Source organism: Dyadobacter sp. CY351 (assembly GCF_021502625.1).
GTDB lineage: Bacteria > Bacteroidota > Bacteroidia > Cytophagales > Spirosomataceae > Dyadobacter > Dyadobacter chenhuakuii.
Genome location: NZ_JAKFFU010000003.1, coordinates 242,599 through 259,924 on the forward strand (window position 1 = coordinate 242,599; position 17,326 = coordinate 259,924).

The 17,326-nt window shown below is 46.6% G+C and carries 12 protein-coding genes; 7 read left to right on the plus strand and 5 right to left on the minus strand.

Annotated features, from left to right (window positions below; all coding sequences use genetic code 11):
- Positions 1–11: 11 nt before the first annotated feature.
- The gene (locus tag L0660_RS06645) at positions 12–2,129 is read right to left on the minus strand and encodes a Tex family protein (RefSeq protein WP_235158725.1); all 2,118 of its coding nucleotides are present in this window, start codon (positions 2,127–2,129) and stop codon (positions 12–14) included.
- Between the two features lie 98 nt (positions 2,130–2,227).
- On the opposite strand from L0660_RS06645, the gene L0660_RS06650 reads away from it, so the two are divergent.
- Entirely contained in the window at positions 2,228–3,082 is an 855-nt protein-coding gene (locus tag L0660_RS06650; protein ID WP_235158726.1) for a ThuA domain-containing protein, read from the plus strand.
- Positions 3,083–3,174: 92 nt separating this feature from the next.
- Here L0660_RS06650 and L0660_RS06655 read toward each other — a convergent pair whose 3' ends face one another.
- Both L0660_RS06655 and L0660_RS06660 read right to left on the minus strand, forming a co-directional pair.
- A complete protein-coding gene (locus L0660_RS06655) occupies positions 3,175–3,417 on the minus strand; it encodes a hypothetical protein (protein WP_233798412.1) in 243 nt (80 codons plus the stop codon).
- Between the two features lie 57 nt (positions 3,418–3,474).
- Complete coding sequence (locus L0660_RS06660) at positions 3,475–4,698, minus strand: RsmB/NOP family class I SAM-dependent RNA methyltransferase (RefSeq protein WP_235158727.1); 1,224 nt, start codon at positions 4,696–4,698, stop codon at positions 3,475–3,477.
- 106 nt (positions 4,699–4,804) lie between these two features.
- On the opposite strand from L0660_RS06660, the gene L0660_RS06665 reads away from it, so the two are divergent.
- The gene (locus tag L0660_RS06665; RefSeq protein ID WP_235158728.1) at positions 4,805–6,043 is read left to right on the plus strand and encodes a sodium:proton antiporter; all 1,239 of its coding nucleotides are present in this window, start codon (positions 4,805–4,807) and stop codon (positions 6,041–6,043) included.
- 24 nt (positions 6,044–6,067) lie between these two features.
- On the opposite strand, the gene L0660_RS06670 is transcribed toward L0660_RS06665, so the two are convergent.
- Positions 6,068–7,294: a GAF domain-containing sensor histidine kinase gene (locus tag L0660_RS06670; RefSeq protein ID WP_233798415.1), complete on the minus strand. Its 1,227-nt coding sequence runs from the start codon at positions 7,292–7,294 to the stop codon at positions 6,068–6,070.
- 485 nt (positions 7,295–7,779) lie between these two features.
- Here L0660_RS06670 and L0660_RS06675 point away from each other — a divergent pair, with 485 nt between their 5' ends.
- From L0660_RS06675 to L0660_RS06690, 4 genes are all read left to right on the plus strand, one after another.
- Positions 7,780–8,217 carry a DUF2147 domain-containing protein gene (locus L0660_RS06675; protein ID WP_233798416.1) on the plus strand — a complete coding sequence of 146 codons (438 nt, stop codon included), beginning with the start codon at positions 7,780–7,782 and terminating at the stop codon, positions 8,215–8,217.
- Between the two features lie 126 nt (positions 8,218–8,343).
- A complete protein-coding gene (locus L0660_RS06680) occupies positions 8,344–9,357 on the plus strand; it encodes an LLM class flavin-dependent oxidoreductase (RefSeq protein WP_235158730.1) in 1,014 nt (337 codons plus the stop codon).
- 37 nt (positions 9,358–9,394) lie between these two features.
- Positions 9,395–10,342: a YafY family protein gene (locus L0660_RS06685; RefSeq protein ID WP_233798418.1), complete on the plus strand. Its 948-nt coding sequence runs from the start codon at positions 9,395–9,397 to the stop codon at positions 10,340–10,342.
- 132 nt (positions 10,343–10,474) lie between these two features.
- Positions 10,475–11,761 (plus strand): O-acetylhomoserine aminocarboxypropyltransferase/cysteine synthase family protein, encoded by a 1,287-nt coding sequence (locus L0660_RS06690; protein WP_235158732.1) that lies wholly within the window; start codon positions 10,475–10,477, stop codon positions 11,759–11,761.
- 158 nt (positions 11,762–11,919) lie between these two features.
- Here the strand turns inward: L0660_RS06690 and L0660_RS06695 are convergent, their stop codons facing one another.
- Positions 11,920–14,064, minus strand: a complete 2,145-nt coding sequence (locus L0660_RS06695) for a S9 family peptidase (protein WP_255711005.1) — start codon at positions 14,062–14,064, stop codon at positions 11,920–11,922.
- A gap of 245 nt (positions 14,065–14,309) precedes the next feature.
- Here L0660_RS06695 and polA point away from each other — a divergent pair, with 245 nt between their 5' ends.
- Positions 14,310–17,177, plus strand: a complete 2,868-nt coding sequence (gene polA, locus L0660_RS06700) for a DNA polymerase I (protein ID WP_235158733.1) — start codon at positions 14,310–14,312, stop codon at positions 17,175–17,177.
- Positions 17,178–17,326 lie beyond the last annotated feature (149 nt).

Below are 17,326 nucleotides of genomic sequence, written 5' to 3' on the forward strand. Positions count from 1 at the left end.
GCTTAGCATTTCTATAACTTCATGCTGAGAGCAATGCGCTTTCTTGCTAAATCCACCTCAGTTACCTTCACACTCACAATCTGCTGTAACTTCACCACTTCGTTAGGATCTTTAATAAATTTATCCGCCATCTGCGAGACGTGAACAAGCCCGTCCTGCTTCACACCAACATCGACAAATGCGCCGAACGCAGTAATGTTGGTAACAATGCCAGGTAAGACCATTCCTACTTTCAAATCTTCCGGCTTGCGGACTGAGCTATCAAACTCAAATTGCTTCATGCCCTCGCGCGGATCGCGTGAGGGTTTTTCCAGTTCCAGCAGAATGTCCTTTAATGTCGGCAGCCCTACTGAATCAGAAATATATTTTTCAGGTTTGATCTGCTTCCTTAATTCAGGCTTTTGCATAAGATCCTTCACATTGGCACCGACATCCTTAGCCATTTGACCCACAACGTCATAACGTTCGGGGTGTACTGCGCTGTTATCCAATGGATTAGCACCATTCTCGATCCTAAGAAAGCCGGCAGCCTGCTCAAATGCTTTTGCTCCGAGGCGCGGCACTTTCAATAATTGCTGCCTCGATTTGAAGTCGCCATTTTTGGACCTAAAATCCACGATATTCTGCGCCAGGGACGCTCCCAGGCCCGATACATAACGCAAAAGATGCTTACTTGCCGTGTTGAGATTTACGCCTACGGAATTTACGCAGCTTTCCACGACTGTATCCAAAGCATTTCGCAATGAATTCTGGTCTACATCGTGCTGATACTGACCAACCCCAATCGATTTAGGATCAATTTTAACCAACTCCGCCAGCGGATCCATCAGCCGACGGCCGATCGAAACAGAACCGCGAACGGTTACATCTTTGTCCGGAAATTCTTCACGCGCCACATCCGAAGCTGAATAAATAGAAGCACCCTGCTCGCTTACCATGAACAAACCAACCTCGTCCGACTTGCCTGCATTTGTCAAAAGCTTGCGCACGAAATCCTCCGTTTCCCTCCCGGCTGTTCCGTTGCCGACTGCAATCGCCTCGACCTTCCATTTCTGGATCAGGTCCGAGAGTTTCCCGTTTGCATCTGCGGGTTTGTCAAAAGGATAAATCACCAGGTCTGCAACCAGATTTCCCTGGCTATCCAGCACCACGACTTTGCAGCCCGTGCGGTAACCCGGATCAATCGCCAAAACACTTTTTTGTCCCAGCGGTGACGCAAGCAACAATTGTCGCAGGTTTTCGGTAAACACTTGTATAGCAGCAATGTCCGCCTTCTCTTTTGAAAGATTGGCGAATTCTGTTTCAATGGATGGTTTCAAAAGTCGCTTGTAACTATCTGAAATCGCCAGCTCCATTTGCGTCAAAACAGCTGGCGGGCCTTTGCGGAAAAGGCGGTCCAACGCTTCAATGGCCTGATCCTCGTCCGGCGAGATCGTCACATTCAAAATTCCCTCTTCTTCGCCCCGGCGGATTGCCAGCAACCTGTGCGAAGGAATTCGCGACAATGGCTCGGAAAAATCGAAATAGTCGCGGTATTTGACGCCTTCTTCTTCTTTTTTCTTTTTAACCTTGGAAGTAATGACCCCACCGCGCTGGAAAAGATTACGAATACGGGTACGCGAATCCGGGTTTTCATTGATCCATTCCGCTATAATGTCTCTTGCGCCCTGCAAGGCATCATCCGCTGTCGGCACCTGGTCATTCAGGAACGAAGCTGCCTTCCGCTCCGGATCCGACTCTTTACCCGTAAAAATCAGCTGCGCAAGCGGTTCCAAACCACGTTCGATAGCTATGCCTGCCCGTGTCTTTCTTTTTTGCTTGTAGGGTAAATAAATGTCTTCCAGTTCGACCATTGTAAACACACCGGCCAGCTGCTTGCGAAGCTCCGGGGTTAGTTTTCCCTGCTCCTCGATGCTTTTTAAAATAGCTTCACGCCTTTTTTCAACTTCCAGCTGCTTTTGCCAGGCATCTTTGATCGCACCGATCTGCACTTCATCCAGCCCACCCGTAGCCTCTTTCCGGTAACGCGAAATAAACGGTAACGTCGCCCCTTCCTCAAAAAGTTGAATGGTATTCTTGACCTGTTTCTCAGAAATGGACGTCTGCTGGGCTATATAGGGGAAATTCATTGGATTGAAATACGCTTTTTGTGAAATCGATTTTCGAAGATTCTTTCCGCAAATAAAGCAGATATTCGTAGATTTAGTGACTTTAACTTTCCTACCCTATGCCCGTTTTCATGGAATTCCTGCGCCGAAATGGCGCCAGCTCACTTTTGCTGCTCCTTACATTAGCGCCATTTTTTGCCAAGGCACAATCTGATTTCAAAGTAATCGCATTCTTCACCGGAAAGAATGATAAGGCGCACATCAGTTTTGTTGGTGAGGCTAACAGACGCTTTCCTGAAATGGCGCGGGAGAATCATTTTACTTATGATACAACCAGTAACTGGAACAATTTAAATGCATCATTTCTGGCTGATTACCAGGTTGTTTTGTTTTTAGACACAAGGCCGGAGACGCCCGAACAGCGGCAGGCTTTTCAAAAATATATGGAAAAAGGAGGTGGCTGGCTGGGTTTTCACTTTTCGGCATTCGCATTGACGCCATCGGCTTATCCACAGAACTGGGATTGGTATCACAACGAATTCCTTGGTTCCGGACAGTACAAAAGCAACACCTGGCGGCCTACTTCTGCTATTTTAAAAGTTGAGGATGCCAAAAGCCCTGTCACAAATAGGCTGCCTGGGACATTTAAAGCATCGCCAAACGAATGGTATCGTTGGGAAAAAGAGCTGAAAGCGAACCCGGACATTCAGATCCTGCTATCAATTGACCTGGCCAGCTTTCCGCTCGGAACCGGTCCCAAACAGCACGAAATCTGGCATAGCGGCTATTATCCAGTGGTTTGGACAAATAAAAAATATAAGATGGTGTATATGAATATGGGGCACAATGACATTGACTACGAGAACAAAACAAACAAGGAACTCTCGTTTACTTTTGACAATCCCATTCAGAACCAGTTGATACTGAACAGCATACTATGGCTGGGGCAGAAGAACAAAAAGCATGGAAATTAACACTTATACATTAAGCAAATTCCTGCAACAATGGTTAAGGTAAAAACCCCATTCTTGCAGGAATTAAAAAGCTGGTCGAAAAGAACTGGATATCAGGGATTTTCGGATTCGATCTCCCCTACTTCCCGCTCGTCCGTTTCCTCGGCGGGCTCGTCGGTATCAAATCTGTTGCCTGTGCTTACCTCGGGGGCATCAGCGCCGGGCACGTCCGGTGTTGGATTCATAGGGCCCATTTGACCTGGTTCACCGTAACTGGGCACCGGTTGCTGCCTGGGTTGTCTGTCGACCGTTTCATCGTCGAGCTTCTCTTCCCGTTTGTCTGTCTGGGATTTCATAATGATCAGTTTAATTTGCTTTGACATTGCAAAAAACCGTGCCTTACCGCGTGATGTTTACTTCTTTTGCATAAGGGCCATATAAAATCCATCCGTTCCGTCCTTAGCAACGGATGTGCGGTGCGCCGAGATGAACTTCCACTCCCGCTTATTGGCTTTCATAAACCGTTTTACCTGATCTTCGGACTCCGAAGGAAGCACGCTGCAGGTAGCGTAGACCATCTTGCCACCAGGCTTCACCATTTGACTATAATGGTTCAAAATTTGCCACTGCACTTTTTTTATTTCTTCCAAAAATTGCGGTTTCAGCTTCCATTTTGAGTCGGGATTTCTTCTTAACACACCTAGGCCGGAGCACGGAACGTCCAGCAAAAGCCTGTCTGCCGTTCCCGCAAGCGCTTCAAAGAGCTTGTCAGAAGAGATCATCATGGTTTGCAGATTTTGGACGCCATTCCGGCCCGCTCTTTTTTCGAGTTCGAGCAGCTTATGATGCTCAATGTCCATCGCAAGGATAGAACCTTCATTTTGCAGCAGCGACGCAATGTGTAACGTTTTCCCGCCGGCACCTGCGCAAGCATCAATAACGCTAAGGCCGGGATGAATGTCCAGATAAGGCGCGATCAATTGTGATCCAGCGTCCTGAACTTCAAAAAACCCTTGCTTAAATGCATCGTGATTCAGTATGTTCTGGCGTTTTTTCAAAACCAAGGCGTCCGGAATGCCTGTAATTTCGTTCGCTCCGTCCTCACCGAAAACTTCCTTGACGGCAGCAACATTGCTTTTTAGCGTATTTACCCGTATCACAACTGGGGCCTGCTGGTTCAGTGCAGCCAGTTCTGCATCCCAGTCATCTCCCAGTTCCGCTTCGCCAATGGCATCGATCCAGTCGGGAACAGACTGCGCAATTTTTCGTACGGTAAGTCCTTCTTCATATCGCATTAATACATTTTCAGCATTAATATCCTCAAATTCGGGCCATTCCGGCAATTGGCCGTCATCTTCCGTGTGAAGGTGCAGGGGTTTTATAATTTGCCAAACGCCCACAATTTTCCAGAATTCCTCGGGTTCAGAAACCTTCTCAATGTCCGCTGCAAATTTTACAAGGCGCCACCAGCGCACGATCTCATAGGTGTTACCTGCGATAAAAGCACGGTCCCGGGCGCCCCATTTCTTATTTGTTTTCAAAAGCTGCTCCACCACGCGGTCAGCCTGGCGGTTTTTAATAAATATGTGCTGCAATGCTTCGACCGTTGCGGCAACCAATCCTTTATATAGTTTCAAAATATCCGGGTTAAACAAATGCTCGTTTGAAGCGGTAAAATTGGCAATGTCTTGCGTACAAAACAATATTTGAATGCAAAGGCATGGTTTTTAAACCCTTCTGTTTATGGATAGCTATATCATTACGCTCACAGTTATTGGGATTGCGGTCCTTGGAATGGCCTGGATGCCTTCCTTCACAAAGCAAACAGGGATTTCGGATTCCGTCGTCTATGTTGTGCTGGGCGTAATCGTTTATCAGCTTCTCGATGTTCTGCCCATACCTAATCCGGTGATTTTCAATATGCAGACCATTCATTTGACTGAAATGGTCGTCGTGATCTCGCTTATGGGTACCGGTTTGAAAATCGATAAGCCTTTCTCTTTCAAATCCTGGGCCGTTCCATTTCGCATGCTTACCATCACAATGGTGCTTTGCATTGCTTCCGTAACCTTCATTGCATACTATTTCCTGCGTTTCGATCTTGCTTCCGCATTGCTGTTGGGTTCGGTTTTAGCGCCCACAGACCCTGTTCTGGCGGCCGATGTGCAGGTTGGGCCGCCTATGGAGCAAGTTAGGGATGAGGTGCGTTTTTCGCTTACTGCCGAAGCCGGAATGAATGATGGCATGGCTTTCCCATTCACCTGGCTGGCTATTTTTCTCGCTGGGTCTGCAACGGGTGATTTTCGCGAATTTACCTGGGAATGGTTTAGGGTTGACTTTGCTTTCAAAATCATTGTTGGGACCGGATTAGGCTTACTGCTCGGCAGGATCCTGGCTTATATAATCTTTAATTTCTCCGAAAAGCGCAAGTCAATTGACCTCAATGATGGCTTTATTGCTGTTGCTGCGGCGCTGGCGATATTTGGCATCGTCGAGCTGCTGGGCGGGTATGGCTTTATTGCCGTTTTCGTAGCTGCTGTAACGATGCGTAACTACGAGCTGAACCACCAGTTCCACAAAGACCTTCATAGTTTCTCAGACCAGACGGAACGAATCCTGGTTGCTATTGTGCTGCTCATTTTCGGTGGAAGCCTTGTACACGGAATTTTGGATCATCTGACCTGGCAATATGCATTGCTATCCTTATTTTTCTTATTGATCATCAGGCCCGTTTCATCATTAATAGCGTTGATTGGCACAAATTTGCATTTCAAGGAACGAATGGGCATAGGATTTTACGGCATCCGCGGCGTTGGTTCCTTCTATTATCTTGCTTTCGCGTTAAGTAAAGAGCCGTTTTTAATGGATAAGGAACTATGGTCAACCGTATCATTCATCGTGTTGCTCTCTGTCGCGATGCACGGATTAACGGCAACACACGTCATGTCAAGTCTCGAAAAGAAGTTTTCAAAATCAGTTTAATGCTGTCCAACTTCACAAATATTACTAATAGATGTTTTGAGGCAATCTAACATCGAACGTGGTGCCTTTTCCGACGATGGAATGAATCTCCATTTCGCCTTCCAGGCTGTCGATGAGATGTTTCACCAATGCTAATCCGAATCCGAAGCCCTGCTCACCACTGGTGCCGCCCGTAGAGGATGCATTGCCGGTCATGATACTCTCCACGCTGGCAGCGGTCATACCTACACCTGTATCACTTACGGATATGAGCAAAGTGGGCATTTCCAATGTTATAGCGAGTTTCAGATCCACCGTGATGGTGCCGCCAACCGGCGTGAATTTGATGGCATTCGAGATCAGGTTACCCGTTATTTGCAGCAATTTATTTTTAGAGAATGCTACATTTTCCGTCAGGCTGCTAGTTTCAACATTCAAAAAGACCTTTTTATGTTTAGCCTGGGGCTCATATAATTTGAGAAGCTTTTCTTTAAAAAGAATCAGGTTAAAACGGTTGGTATCCAGGACGGCGCCTTCGGGAACAGCCGTCTTCTTCTCTTTATGTGAATCCAGGATCTCTTCGGCCAGATCGAGGATCGAATTTCCGCTTTTATGGATCAGATTTACAAATTCGAGCACTTCGTCCATCTGATTTTCATCACCCTGGTCCTTAATGATCTGAGCCAGTCCAACGATCCCGCCCAGCGGCCCGCGAATGTCGTGTGCGACTTTTTTCTGGGTTTGTTTCGCCTCGGTGAGCTTTGCACGAAGGTCTTCCAGCACCTTATGCGTTTTCAGCCGGCTCACGATCTCATCAGCAATGATCTTCATGAGCTCAACTTTCTCGGGATCAAGCGCTCTCCGTTCTGTATCCAGTACGCATAGTGCGCCGATTTGCAGTCCTTTGCTGGTTTTAAGCGGGACGCCGTAATAATAACGCACACTCGGACCTCCCGTTACATAAAATTTATCCTTGAACCGGTCGTCCTGAGAAAGATCCGCAACTTCAAACTGCTCTGTTTCCATGATGGTATACTGACAAACCGAATCCTCACGAAGCATCTGATCCAGATCCAAACCATAGTTGGAAATGGTCCATTGTGTCAATGAATCGATGAGGTTAACCAGCGAAATAGACGTTCCCGTCACTTTGGCCGCAAGCTTGGCCAGGTCTTTAAATGTGTCTTGGTGATCCGAATAATCAAGGTCAAAATCTGAAAGGCTGAATAACCTTTCCATTTCGTTTTCCGGAACAGGAGGTCGATTTTCCATGAATAAATATTAGGCTGGTTTACTGCTTCGAATATAGTTACAAAACGTGAGTTGACTAGTATTAATACTAAGCTCATAACACAGAAGCTGCCAAGCACGACTTTTATATCCATAACCTGCAATCACCCAATTAACCCGCTGATAAGATACAGCTACAATGTCACTGGCCTCAAACCAGTTTGCTACGTCTTGGAATAATTCAGTTTTACATATGGATGAAGTGTTGTATATTGTGCCTGGCTCTGGGAAAGAGTAATGTGATTTATTCTAGTCATGAAATTAGAATTAAAAATCTAACAGCGTTAACCTGCATATTTAACAATGTTAGAATAATTACCGTTAATCGAATTGTGCCAATATAAGCCCAAAAAGGCATTATCAACAAAAAACCTCTTTTAGTTACAAAAATTTTACTTTTAAGGCATTTAGTATAATTTTAAGACTTCTGACATCAACGAACCATTTAGAGACTGATCAGCATTCCAATGTATAAAATTACTTTTACAATATTTTTTGCGCTTGTCGTATCTTTTGCTTTTGGTCAATCTGCGCCAGGTGATAAAATTTTGGGGGAATGGGTGAATGAAGAAAAAGACACGCGCATTGAGATCTATAAAAACGGAAATTCTTACTCCGGGAAACTCATTTGGGCGCAAAAATTAATGGAAGCTGACGGTCAGACGCAACGCAAGGATGTCAATAATACCAATGAAAAACTTCGGACGAGAAGTGTTCTGAATATTGATCTTTTACACGACTTCATATACAGCGAAGGAATATGGGATGAGGGGAAAATGTATGATCCCAAAAGCGGGAAAACATACAGCTGCCTGATGAAACTCAGAACTGAAAAACTGGAAATCCGCGGCTACGTAGGAATTCCGCTGCTGGGCCGTTCCACATATTGGGAACGCGTGCTGTAAGCAGCAATGGCATGGATATTTAACCTTCACAGGTGCGTTGCTATCCGCAAGGAAAGCGTCGCTAATGTGTTCTAAGGGAATACAAAAGGTAAACCCGATGTTCTCTAATAAATAGCCATCACGCTTATGAAGCATATAAAATTAGGGATATTGGACCAATCTGTTGTGAGACAGGGCGCTACGGTCCAGGATGCCATCAATGAGACCATTGCCACTGCAAAACTTGCCGAAGAACTTGGATACAGCCGTTTCTGGGTTTCCGAACATCATAACTCAACATTTATAGCAGGATCCACACCAGAAGTGCTGATGGTGAAACTGGCGGATTCTACAAACCATATCCGCATCGGGTCAGGAGGCATTATGCTTCCCAATCACAGTGCATTGAAAGTGGCCGAGAATTTCCGGATGCTCGAAACACTTTTCCCGGGGCGCATCGACCTGGGAATGGGCCGCGCGCCTGGCACGGACAGAATCACATCCTCACTCTTGAATCCCTCCAACGATTTCAGTGAAAGTAGTTATTTGCGTCAGTTGGAGCATTTACAGCATTTCTTCCGGGATACGGCAGGGACGGAACGTAGTTTTATTTATGCAGCCCCACAGTCCCCTACCATTCCTATGCAATGGATCCTGAGTTCCAGCGGGGGCAGCAGCAACATTGCTGCGCGATTTGGGATGGGATTGGCTGTGGCTAAATTTATCAATGGGTTCGTCAAGCCGGATGTAATTGAAACCTATCGCAAAAACTTCCGTCCGTCGGATCAATATGCGCGGCCGCATGCCCTGCTTTCTGTATTTGTCCTTTGCGGCGAAACAGAGGAAAAGGCGCTTGAAATGCGCAAAATGATGGATTACATTCTGATCGAATTTGAGAAAGGAAAATTCGGGCCTTTCCCGGATGTGGAAACGGTTAAAAAATACAGGTTTACCGAGGGCGAGCTTGAACGACTCCGTTACAACAGCGGAAGGATCGTATCCGGCACAAAAGACGACGTCAAAGAGCAGCTTACCAAGCTTGCCAGCGACTTTGATGTGGATGAAATTATCATCTCCACCATGGCCGACAGTAATGAAAACCGCATACGGTCATTTGAGTTAATTTCTGAGGCATTTAATTTGAGAGAACCGGTCCAATAAGTTTATTTTTGTGGCAAATCCGTTAGCCAGCCACAAAATGAACCGTTTCGACCGCATTACTGCCATACTTATTCAGCTCCAATCCCGCAAAATTGTAAAGGCGCAGGATCTCGCAGAGCGGTTTGAAATTAGTTTGCGGACCGTATACCGGGATATCAGCTCGTTGGCAGAGGCAGGCGTGCCTATTATCGGGGAGGCAGGCGTGGGCTATTCTATCATGGATGGTTACCGCCTGCCTCCTGTCATGTTCACGAAAGAGGAGGCGCGGACATTCATCACGGCCGAAAAGCTGATGGAAAAATTCACGGACCTTTCGACGCAATCGCAATATCAGTCGGCAATGTTCAAAATCAAGTCGGTGTTGCGGAGCAGTGAAAAATCAATGGTGGAAACGCTTGAAAACCATATTGAGGTCAGGCAATCGGCCAAGCCGTTTTATGGGGAAGACAGCAACACGCTGGACATTCTGCTTAAAAGCATTACTGAAAGGAAGATTACCAAAATCAATTACAACTCGCTCGGCTTCCAGGACCTGACGGAACGCGTTATCGAGCCGGTCGGGATTTACCATGAAAATGATTATTGGTACACCATCGCCTATTGCCATTTACGCAACAATTACCGCAATTTCCGCTCCGACCGTATCCTTAAAATTGAACTGACCGACAAAGATTTTCAGCATAAGCACGCGCCGTTAAAGGATTTTCTTTCGCAGTCATGGGACACCAAAAACCTGCGGCTGATCCGGATCAAAATCGACAAAAACAAATCACATTACATTCGCAATCAAAAGTATTATTACGGTTTCGTTTCCGAGACCGTGACCGACGATGGCATTGAAATGAGCTTTTTGTCCGCCTCGCTGGACGCTTTCGCACTATGGTATCTGATGCTCGCCACAAGCGCGTGCATTCTCGAACCGGAGAGCCTGAAAGACAAAGTAAGGGCATTGCTGGCTCAGATTTCGGAGAAGCTGACCCATTGACATATATGAAAAAAGTATTTTTATTGGTAAAATGATAAAAATTGTGTCTGAAATAAAAGACTATAATTTCTATCTACTATATGTTTATTTAATACATTTGAATTCTATCCACCTTAAACAACGTTCAAAAAGATGAAATTTGAGACCCTACAACTCCACGCCGGACAACAGCCAGACCCCGTAACCAATTCACGCGCGGTTCCCATCTATCAAACCACATCTTACGTGTTCAACAATGCCGAGCATGCAGCTAATTTGTTCGCATTGAAGGAGTTCGGAAACATTTATTCGAGGATCATGAATCCTACCAATGATGTTTTTGAGAAAAGAGTGGCTGCTTTGGAAGGCGGTGTTGCGGCATTGGCTACTGCATCCGGACATTCAGCCCAATTTATAGCAATCAATAACATTACGACAGTTGGCGACAATTTTGTTACCACATCGTTCCTATACGGCGGTTCGCACAACCAGTTTAAGAACTCTTTCAAAAACATAGGCGTCGAAGCGCGTTTTGCAGACGGGGACGACGTAAGCAGCTTTGAAAAGCTGATCGACGAAAACACCAAATTCATTTATCTGGAAACGATCGGCAACCCGAGTTACAGCGTTCCGGATTTTGAGGCATTTGCAGCGTTGGCCAACAAATATGACCTGCCTTTAATGGTTGACAATACATTTGGAGCAGCCGGCGCGATATTTCAGCCTATTAAGCACGGAGCGCACATTGTGGTGCAGTCGGCAACAAAATGGATCGGCGGTCACGGGACTTCCATCGGCGGCGTGATTGTAGACGCGGGAACGTACAACTGGGGCAACGGTAAATTCAAGCAGTTCACCGAGCCATCACCTAGTTACCATGGCCTGGTTATGAACGATGTTTTTGGCATCGGCGGACCATTCGGCAACATTCAGTTCATCATCCGCGCCCGCGTGGAAGGTCTGCGCGACTGGGGCCCTGCCCTGTCACCATTCAACGGCTTTCTGTTCCTGCAAGGTCTGGAAACGCTTTCATTACGCGTCGAAAGGATTGGAGAAAATGCATTGAAACTGGCGCAATGGCTGGAAGCTCAACCACAAGTTGAAAGCGTAAATTATATCGGTCTCGAAAGCAGCAAATACCACACGCTGGCAAAGAAATATCTTACAAGAGGTTTCGGAGGCGTATTATCATTCGCCATCAAAGGGGACAGGTCACAAGCAGAAAAATTCGTAGACAACCTGAAACTGATCAGCAACCTGGCCAACGTAGGCGACGCCAAAACCCTGATCATCCACCCAGCCTCCACCACCCACTCGCAACTAAACGAAATCGAACAGGTTTCAGCAGGTGTACACCCAACGCAGCTAAGGGTTTCGGTAGGGATTGAGCATATAGATGATATTATAGCAGATATAGAGGCAGCGTTCGCGGTGTTGTAGGTGAGCTAACGAGCCTGTCAGCCCGAGCGGAGACAATGTTAACCAGCCCTGTCAGCCTGAGCGGAGACGAAGGCGCGCTACTCCTGGGTAACGCGCCTTCGTCTCCGCTCAGGCTGACAGGGCTTGGTTGTTAACATTGGTCAGGCCAACAGGCCAGGTTACTCCCGAATCCCCTCCAACGCGAACATAAACGCGAATTGCAGCGCTACTTCTTTCAAATACTCAAACCTACCCGACGCTCCTCCGTGGCCGGCTTCCATGTTTGTTTTTAGCAGCAGCACATTCTTATCTGTTTTGTGGGTTCTGAGCCTTGCGACCCATTTGGCAGGTTCGAAGTATTGGACCTGGCTGTCGTGCAGGCCGGTGGTTACGAGCATGTTGGGATAGTCTTTTTTCTCGACATTGTCATAAGGGGAATATGTTTTCATGAATGTATAATATTCCTTATCCTTCGGGTTACCCCATTCGTCGAACTCGTTGGTGGTTAATGGGATGCTTTCGTCGAGCATGGTTGTGACCACGTCTACGAATGGCACATCGGCGATGATGCCTCGCCATAGGTCCGGACGGAGGTTGGAAATGGCGCCCATTAACAAGCCTCCTGCGCTGCCACCTTCTGCGTATAGGTGTGCAGGTGAAGTATATTTGCCCTTGATCAAATATTCCGCACAGTCGATGAAGTCGTAGAATGTGTTTTTCTTTTTCAGCAACTTACCGTCTTCATACCACTGCCGCCCCATTTCCTGACCGCCCCGTATGTGCGCGATCGCGTAGATAAAGCCCCTGTCGAGCAAGCTGAGCCTGGTGCTGCTGAATGCCGCGTCGATGCTGTTGCCGTACGAGCCATATGCATATAGTAACAATGGCGTCTTTTCGCTCTTCACAGTGCCTTTTTTATAAACCAGCGAGATCGGGACCTTTACTCCGTCGCGTGCTTCTGCATACAAGCGCTCCGTCACATATTCCTCCGGATCATATCCGCCAATCACTTCCTGGCGCTTTTTCAGCTCCTTCCCTTTTGTTTCCATGTTGTAATCATACACGGAATTGGGCGTTGTGAGCGAGGTGTAAACATAACGCAGATTTTTGCTATCAAACTCAGGATTAGAACTGGCATAAGCCATATAAGCAGGCTCGCCAAAATCCACATAATGTTCCGCATTGGTTTTAATGTTGCGGATACGCAATTGTAACAGTCCGTTTTTACGCTCAGTAATGACCAGGAAATCCTTGAAGACGTCAATTCCCTCCAAAAGAACATCTTTTCTGGTCGGGATAACCTCCTTCCAGTTCTCCACGCCCGTCTTATTCAGCGGCGTTTCCATCAGCTTGAAGTTCAGCGCATCCTTATTGGTAACGATGAGGAATTTATCATTTTGATGATCGATGTCGTAAAGGACATTCTTCATTCTTGGCTGAAAAACCTCAAAATCGCCTTCCGGCTTGTCCGCATCCAGGATCCTGTATTCCGATGACATCGTCGCCGAAGATGCGATGATGATGTATTTTTCGGATTTGGTTTTGCCAACACCAATGTAATTGCTGTTATCCTTCTCCGCATAAACTACCGCATCCTTTTTACTATCGGCCCCTAATGTATGCCGCTTGATCTTTTCGCTCAGCAGCGTTTTGGGATTCGTTGCCGTGTAAAACAATGTCTTGTTATCGTTCCCCCACTCCGATCCGCCGCTTGCCGGGAAGATCTTGTCTTTAAACAATTCGCCCGTTTCCAGGTTCTTTATATAAATTGTATACTGGCGCCGCGAGACAGTGTCCACGCCATAAGCCAGTAATTTATTGTCAGGGCTTACATTAAAACCTACCGCGGAATAATACGGATGTCCTTCCGCCATTTTGTCCACGTCCAGAAGCATCTCTTCCGGCGCGTCCAGCGATCCTTTTTTGCGGCAGTATTTGAAATATTGCTGGCCTTCTTCGCTTCTTGTATAATACCAATATCCATTGCTGAACACCGGCACCGACTCGTCTTTCTCCTTGATACGTCCTTTCATTTCGGTGAAAAGATCTTCCTGGAATTTCTTTGTGGCCGCCATCATCGTGTCCGTGTAAGCATTTTCCGCTTTCAGGTAATCCACAACGCTGTTGCTGTCCGGGCCTTTCCTGAAAAAATCGGCCATCCAGTAATACTCATCATTTCGTTTGTCGCCATGCATTCCGGTTTCATGGTCTTTCATTTCTGCTACGGGAGGCGTTGCTTCCGGCCATTGATATGCTTCGTTCACGTCTTTATTTTGGTTACAGGAAAAAATGATAACAGCTAAAAAAGGTAAAATGATTCGCATCAGGCACGTTGATTAGGTTTAATATAATATTTATAAAAAGATATTAAAGTTTATAAAGTACAATTATATTTATACATTTTATTTTTATTATTAATATAAAAAGTATTATAATATAAAAATGTACATAAAGGGAAAGCATGCTGTCGATACGCAGCAATGGCTGCCTTAAATCTACAAAAAACCGTCAGCAATCCATTTCATCGGCACACTTACATTATATTTGAGTTTCGTAAATAAAAGACCTCATGGATAAACCCGTTCATAAACTTTTCCTGCTGGACGCGATGGCGTTGATCTATCGTGCGCATTTTGCATTTATCAAAGCACCCAGGATCACGTCAAAGGGATTGAATACAAGTGCTGTATTTGGCTTTACCAATACATTGCTTGAAGTTTTGCAAAAGGAAAAACCTACACACATCGGCGTTGCATTCGACACATCCGCGCCTACATTCAGGCACATACAATATGAGGCCTATAAGGCGCAGCGCGAAGCCCAGCCGGAGGATATTACAGTGGCCATTCCACTGGTAAAGCGACTCCTGGAAGCAATGTGTATCCCGATCCTCGTTCTGGACGGTTATGAGGCGGATGACATTATCGGGACCATTGCCAAGGAAGCTTCCGCGGCGGGTTTTGAAGTTTTTATGATGACGCCGGACAAAGATTACGGTCAGCTCGTGGAAGAGCATGTGTACATATATAAGCCCGCTTTCCTGGGCAAAGGTGCCGAAGTGCTCGGCGTGCAGCAGATCCTCGACCGCTGGCAGATCCAGCGTATCGATCAGGTAATTGACATTCTGGGACTGATGGGCGACGCGGTGGACAACATTCCGGGTGTGCCGGGTGTGGGTGAAAAAACAGCTCAAAAACTGATCGCGGAATACGACACCATTGAAAACCTCATCACGCACGCCGACGAAGTAAAAGGCAAATTAGGCGAAAAGCTGCGTGAGAACATTGATAAGGCGGTGCTGAGCAAGCAGCTTGCAACAATCGACATTAAAGTTCCGGTCCCGTTTGATCCCGAAGACCTTACCGTTTGTGCAGCCAATGCAGATAAAATCATCGAGCTGTTTGACGAGCTGGAATTCAAAACACTAAAAACAAGGATCCTGGGCTCATCAGCCCAAACAATTACCCCGGCTTTAAAGCCGGGGCTAGGGAAGGCCGGACAGCTCGATCTATTTGGAAATCCAACCGAGGAACTGGGTAAACAGCCAGCCATCATCAGCGAAGGGATCGCAGACGACGACGCGCCGGAGCAGTCATACGAGGATCTGCATATCCCGACAACGAAGTCGACCATCGACAACACATTCCACCGTTACCATACCGTGGATACGCCGGAATTGCTGAAAAGCCTGGCTTACTATCTCTCATTACAGGAATCGTTTTGTTTTGATACGGAAACCACATCGCTGGACACCATTGATGCTGAACTTGTGGGACTTTCATTCGCCTATCTGCCCGGAGAAGCGTTCTACATCCCGATCCCTGCCGATCGTGAGAAAGCCATTGAAATTCTTGAAAATTTCAGGGAAGTATTTGAAAATGAATCCATTGAAAAAATCGGGCAAAATATAAAATATGACCTGCTGGTGCTGAGAAGTTACGGAATTGAAATCCATGGCAAACTCAGCGACACCATGCTGGCACATTACCTGCTGGAACCGGACAAGCGCCATGGTATGGACATTCTGGCCGCTTCCTATCTCAATTACGAACCTGTTTCCATTACTTCCCTGATTGGCAAAAAAGGGGTGAAACAAGGCACTATGCGCGATGTTTCCATTCCTGAGATCACGCAATATGCAGGCGAGGACGCCGATATTACATTGCAGCTGAACACGATCTTCTCGCGCGAGCTGCCGAAGGTGAATGCATTCAAACTGTTCGAGCAAGTTGAGATGCCACTTTTGAAAGTGCTCGCTTCCATGGAAAGCAAAGGCGTAAGGCTCGACATAGGCGCGTTGAAAGAGATGTCCAATGTGCTTGAACTGGATCTTCGGCAAACAGAAAGTGAGATTTACGCATCGGCAGGTCAATCATTCAATATCAGCTCGCCGAAGCAGCTGGGTGAGGTGCTTTTTGATAAAATGAAACTGATTGAGAAGCCGAAAAAAACCAAAACCGGGCAGTATGCAACGGGCGAGGACATTCTCTCGGAGCTTGAAAACAGTCATGAAATTGCACGTAAAATCCTGGATTACAGGGAACTGCAAAAGCTGAAATCGACTTATGTGGACGCATTGCCTTTGCTGGTAAGTAGTCGTACAGGCCGCATTCATACATCTTACAACCAGGCAGTTGCGGCAACCGGTCGGTTGAGCTCAACGAATCCCAACCTCCAGAACATTCCGATCCGCACACCGCGGGGGCGGGAGATCAGGAAAGCATTTGTGCCTGATAACGAGGAATTTCAGATCCTTTCTGCGGATTATTCCCAAATAGAGCTGCGCATTATGGCGGCGTTCAGCGGGGATGAAAGTATGATCGAAGCATTCAATCAGGGGCGTGACATTCACGCTACTACGGCCAGTAAGGTTTTCAAAGTGCCATTGGAGGAAGTGACCTCGGACATGCGCAGGAAATCGAAAATGGTCAATTTTGGTATCATTTACGGGATTTCAGCATTCGGGCTCGCTCAAAGACTGGCTATTCCACGGGGTGAAGCCGGCGAAATCATCCGGGCATATTTTGAAGAATTCCCTGCCGTGAAAGGTTATATGGACAAAGTGGTGAATGATGCGCGGGAAAAGGAATTTGTGGAAACCATCCTGGGCAGGCGCCGCTACGTGCCGGACATTAATTCCAGGAACCAGACCAACCGCGGTTATGCCGAACGAAATGCCATCAATGCGCCCATACAAGGCTCAGCGGCCGATATGATCAAGGTGGCGATGATCAACATTCATGATTTTATCGCAAAGGAGAAACTCAAATCACGCATGATCCTGCAAGTGCATGATGAATTGGTTTTTGACGCGCACCGGGACGAAATCGATCTGCTAAAAGAAAGAGTGGACGAGCTCATGCGCATCGCCATTCCGCTGCCTGTAAAAATGGAAACCGGGATCGGCATCGGCGCCAACTGGCTCGAAGCACATTAAAATTGACCTGAGTCGTAGTAAAAGCCGTCTGCACAACTCCTGGTGCAGACGGCTTTTTTCTGTTTTAACAGATAACAATTTGTTTACAAATACTTCACAACGCACGATCCGAATCTCCCGATTTTTGCACCCGAAATGGAGCACCCGAT

Excerpts from the sequence above, each read along its gene's own strand:
- L0660_RS06645 (WP_235158725.1), bottom strand. The coding sequence starts at position 2,129 with ATGAATTTCCCCTATATAGCCCAGCAGACGTCCATTTCTGAGAAACAG.
- L0660_RS06650 (WP_235158726.1), top strand. The coding sequence starts at position 2,228 with ATGCCCGTTTTCATGGAATTCCTGCGCCGAAATGGCGCCAGCTCACTT.
- L0660_RS06655 (WP_233798412.1), bottom strand. The coding sequence starts at position 3,417 with ATGAAATCCCAGACAGACAAACGGGAAGAGAAGCTCGACGATGAAACG.
- L0660_RS06665 (WP_235158728.1), top strand. The coding sequence starts at position 4,805 with ATGGATAGCTATATCATTACGCTCACAGTTATTGGGATTGCGGTCCTT.
- L0660_RS06670 (WP_233798415.1), bottom strand. The coding sequence starts at position 7,294 with ATGGAAAATCGACCTCCTGTTCCGGAAAACGAAATGGAAAGGTTATTC.
- L0660_RS06675 (WP_233798416.1), top strand. The coding sequence starts at position 7,780 with ATGTATAAAATTACTTTTACAATATTTTTTGCGCTTGTCGTATCTTTT.
- L0660_RS06680 (WP_235158730.1), top strand. The coding sequence starts at position 8,344 with ATGAAGCATATAAAATTAGGGATATTGGACCAATCTGTTGTGAGACAG.
- L0660_RS06685 (WP_233798418.1), top strand. The coding sequence starts at position 9,395 with ATGAACCGTTTCGACCGCATTACTGCCATACTTATTCAGCTCCAATCC.
- L0660_RS06690 (WP_235158732.1), top strand. The coding sequence starts at position 10,475 with ATGAAATTTGAGACCCTACAACTCCACGCCGGACAACAGCCAGACCCC.
- L0660_RS06695 (WP_255711005.1), bottom strand. The coding sequence starts at position 14,064 with ATGCGAATCATTTTACCTTTTTTAGCTGTTATCATTTTTTCCTGTAAC.
- polA (WP_235158733.1), top strand. The coding sequence starts at position 14,310 with ATGGATAAACCCGTTCATAAACTTTTCCTGCTGGACGCGATGGCGTTG.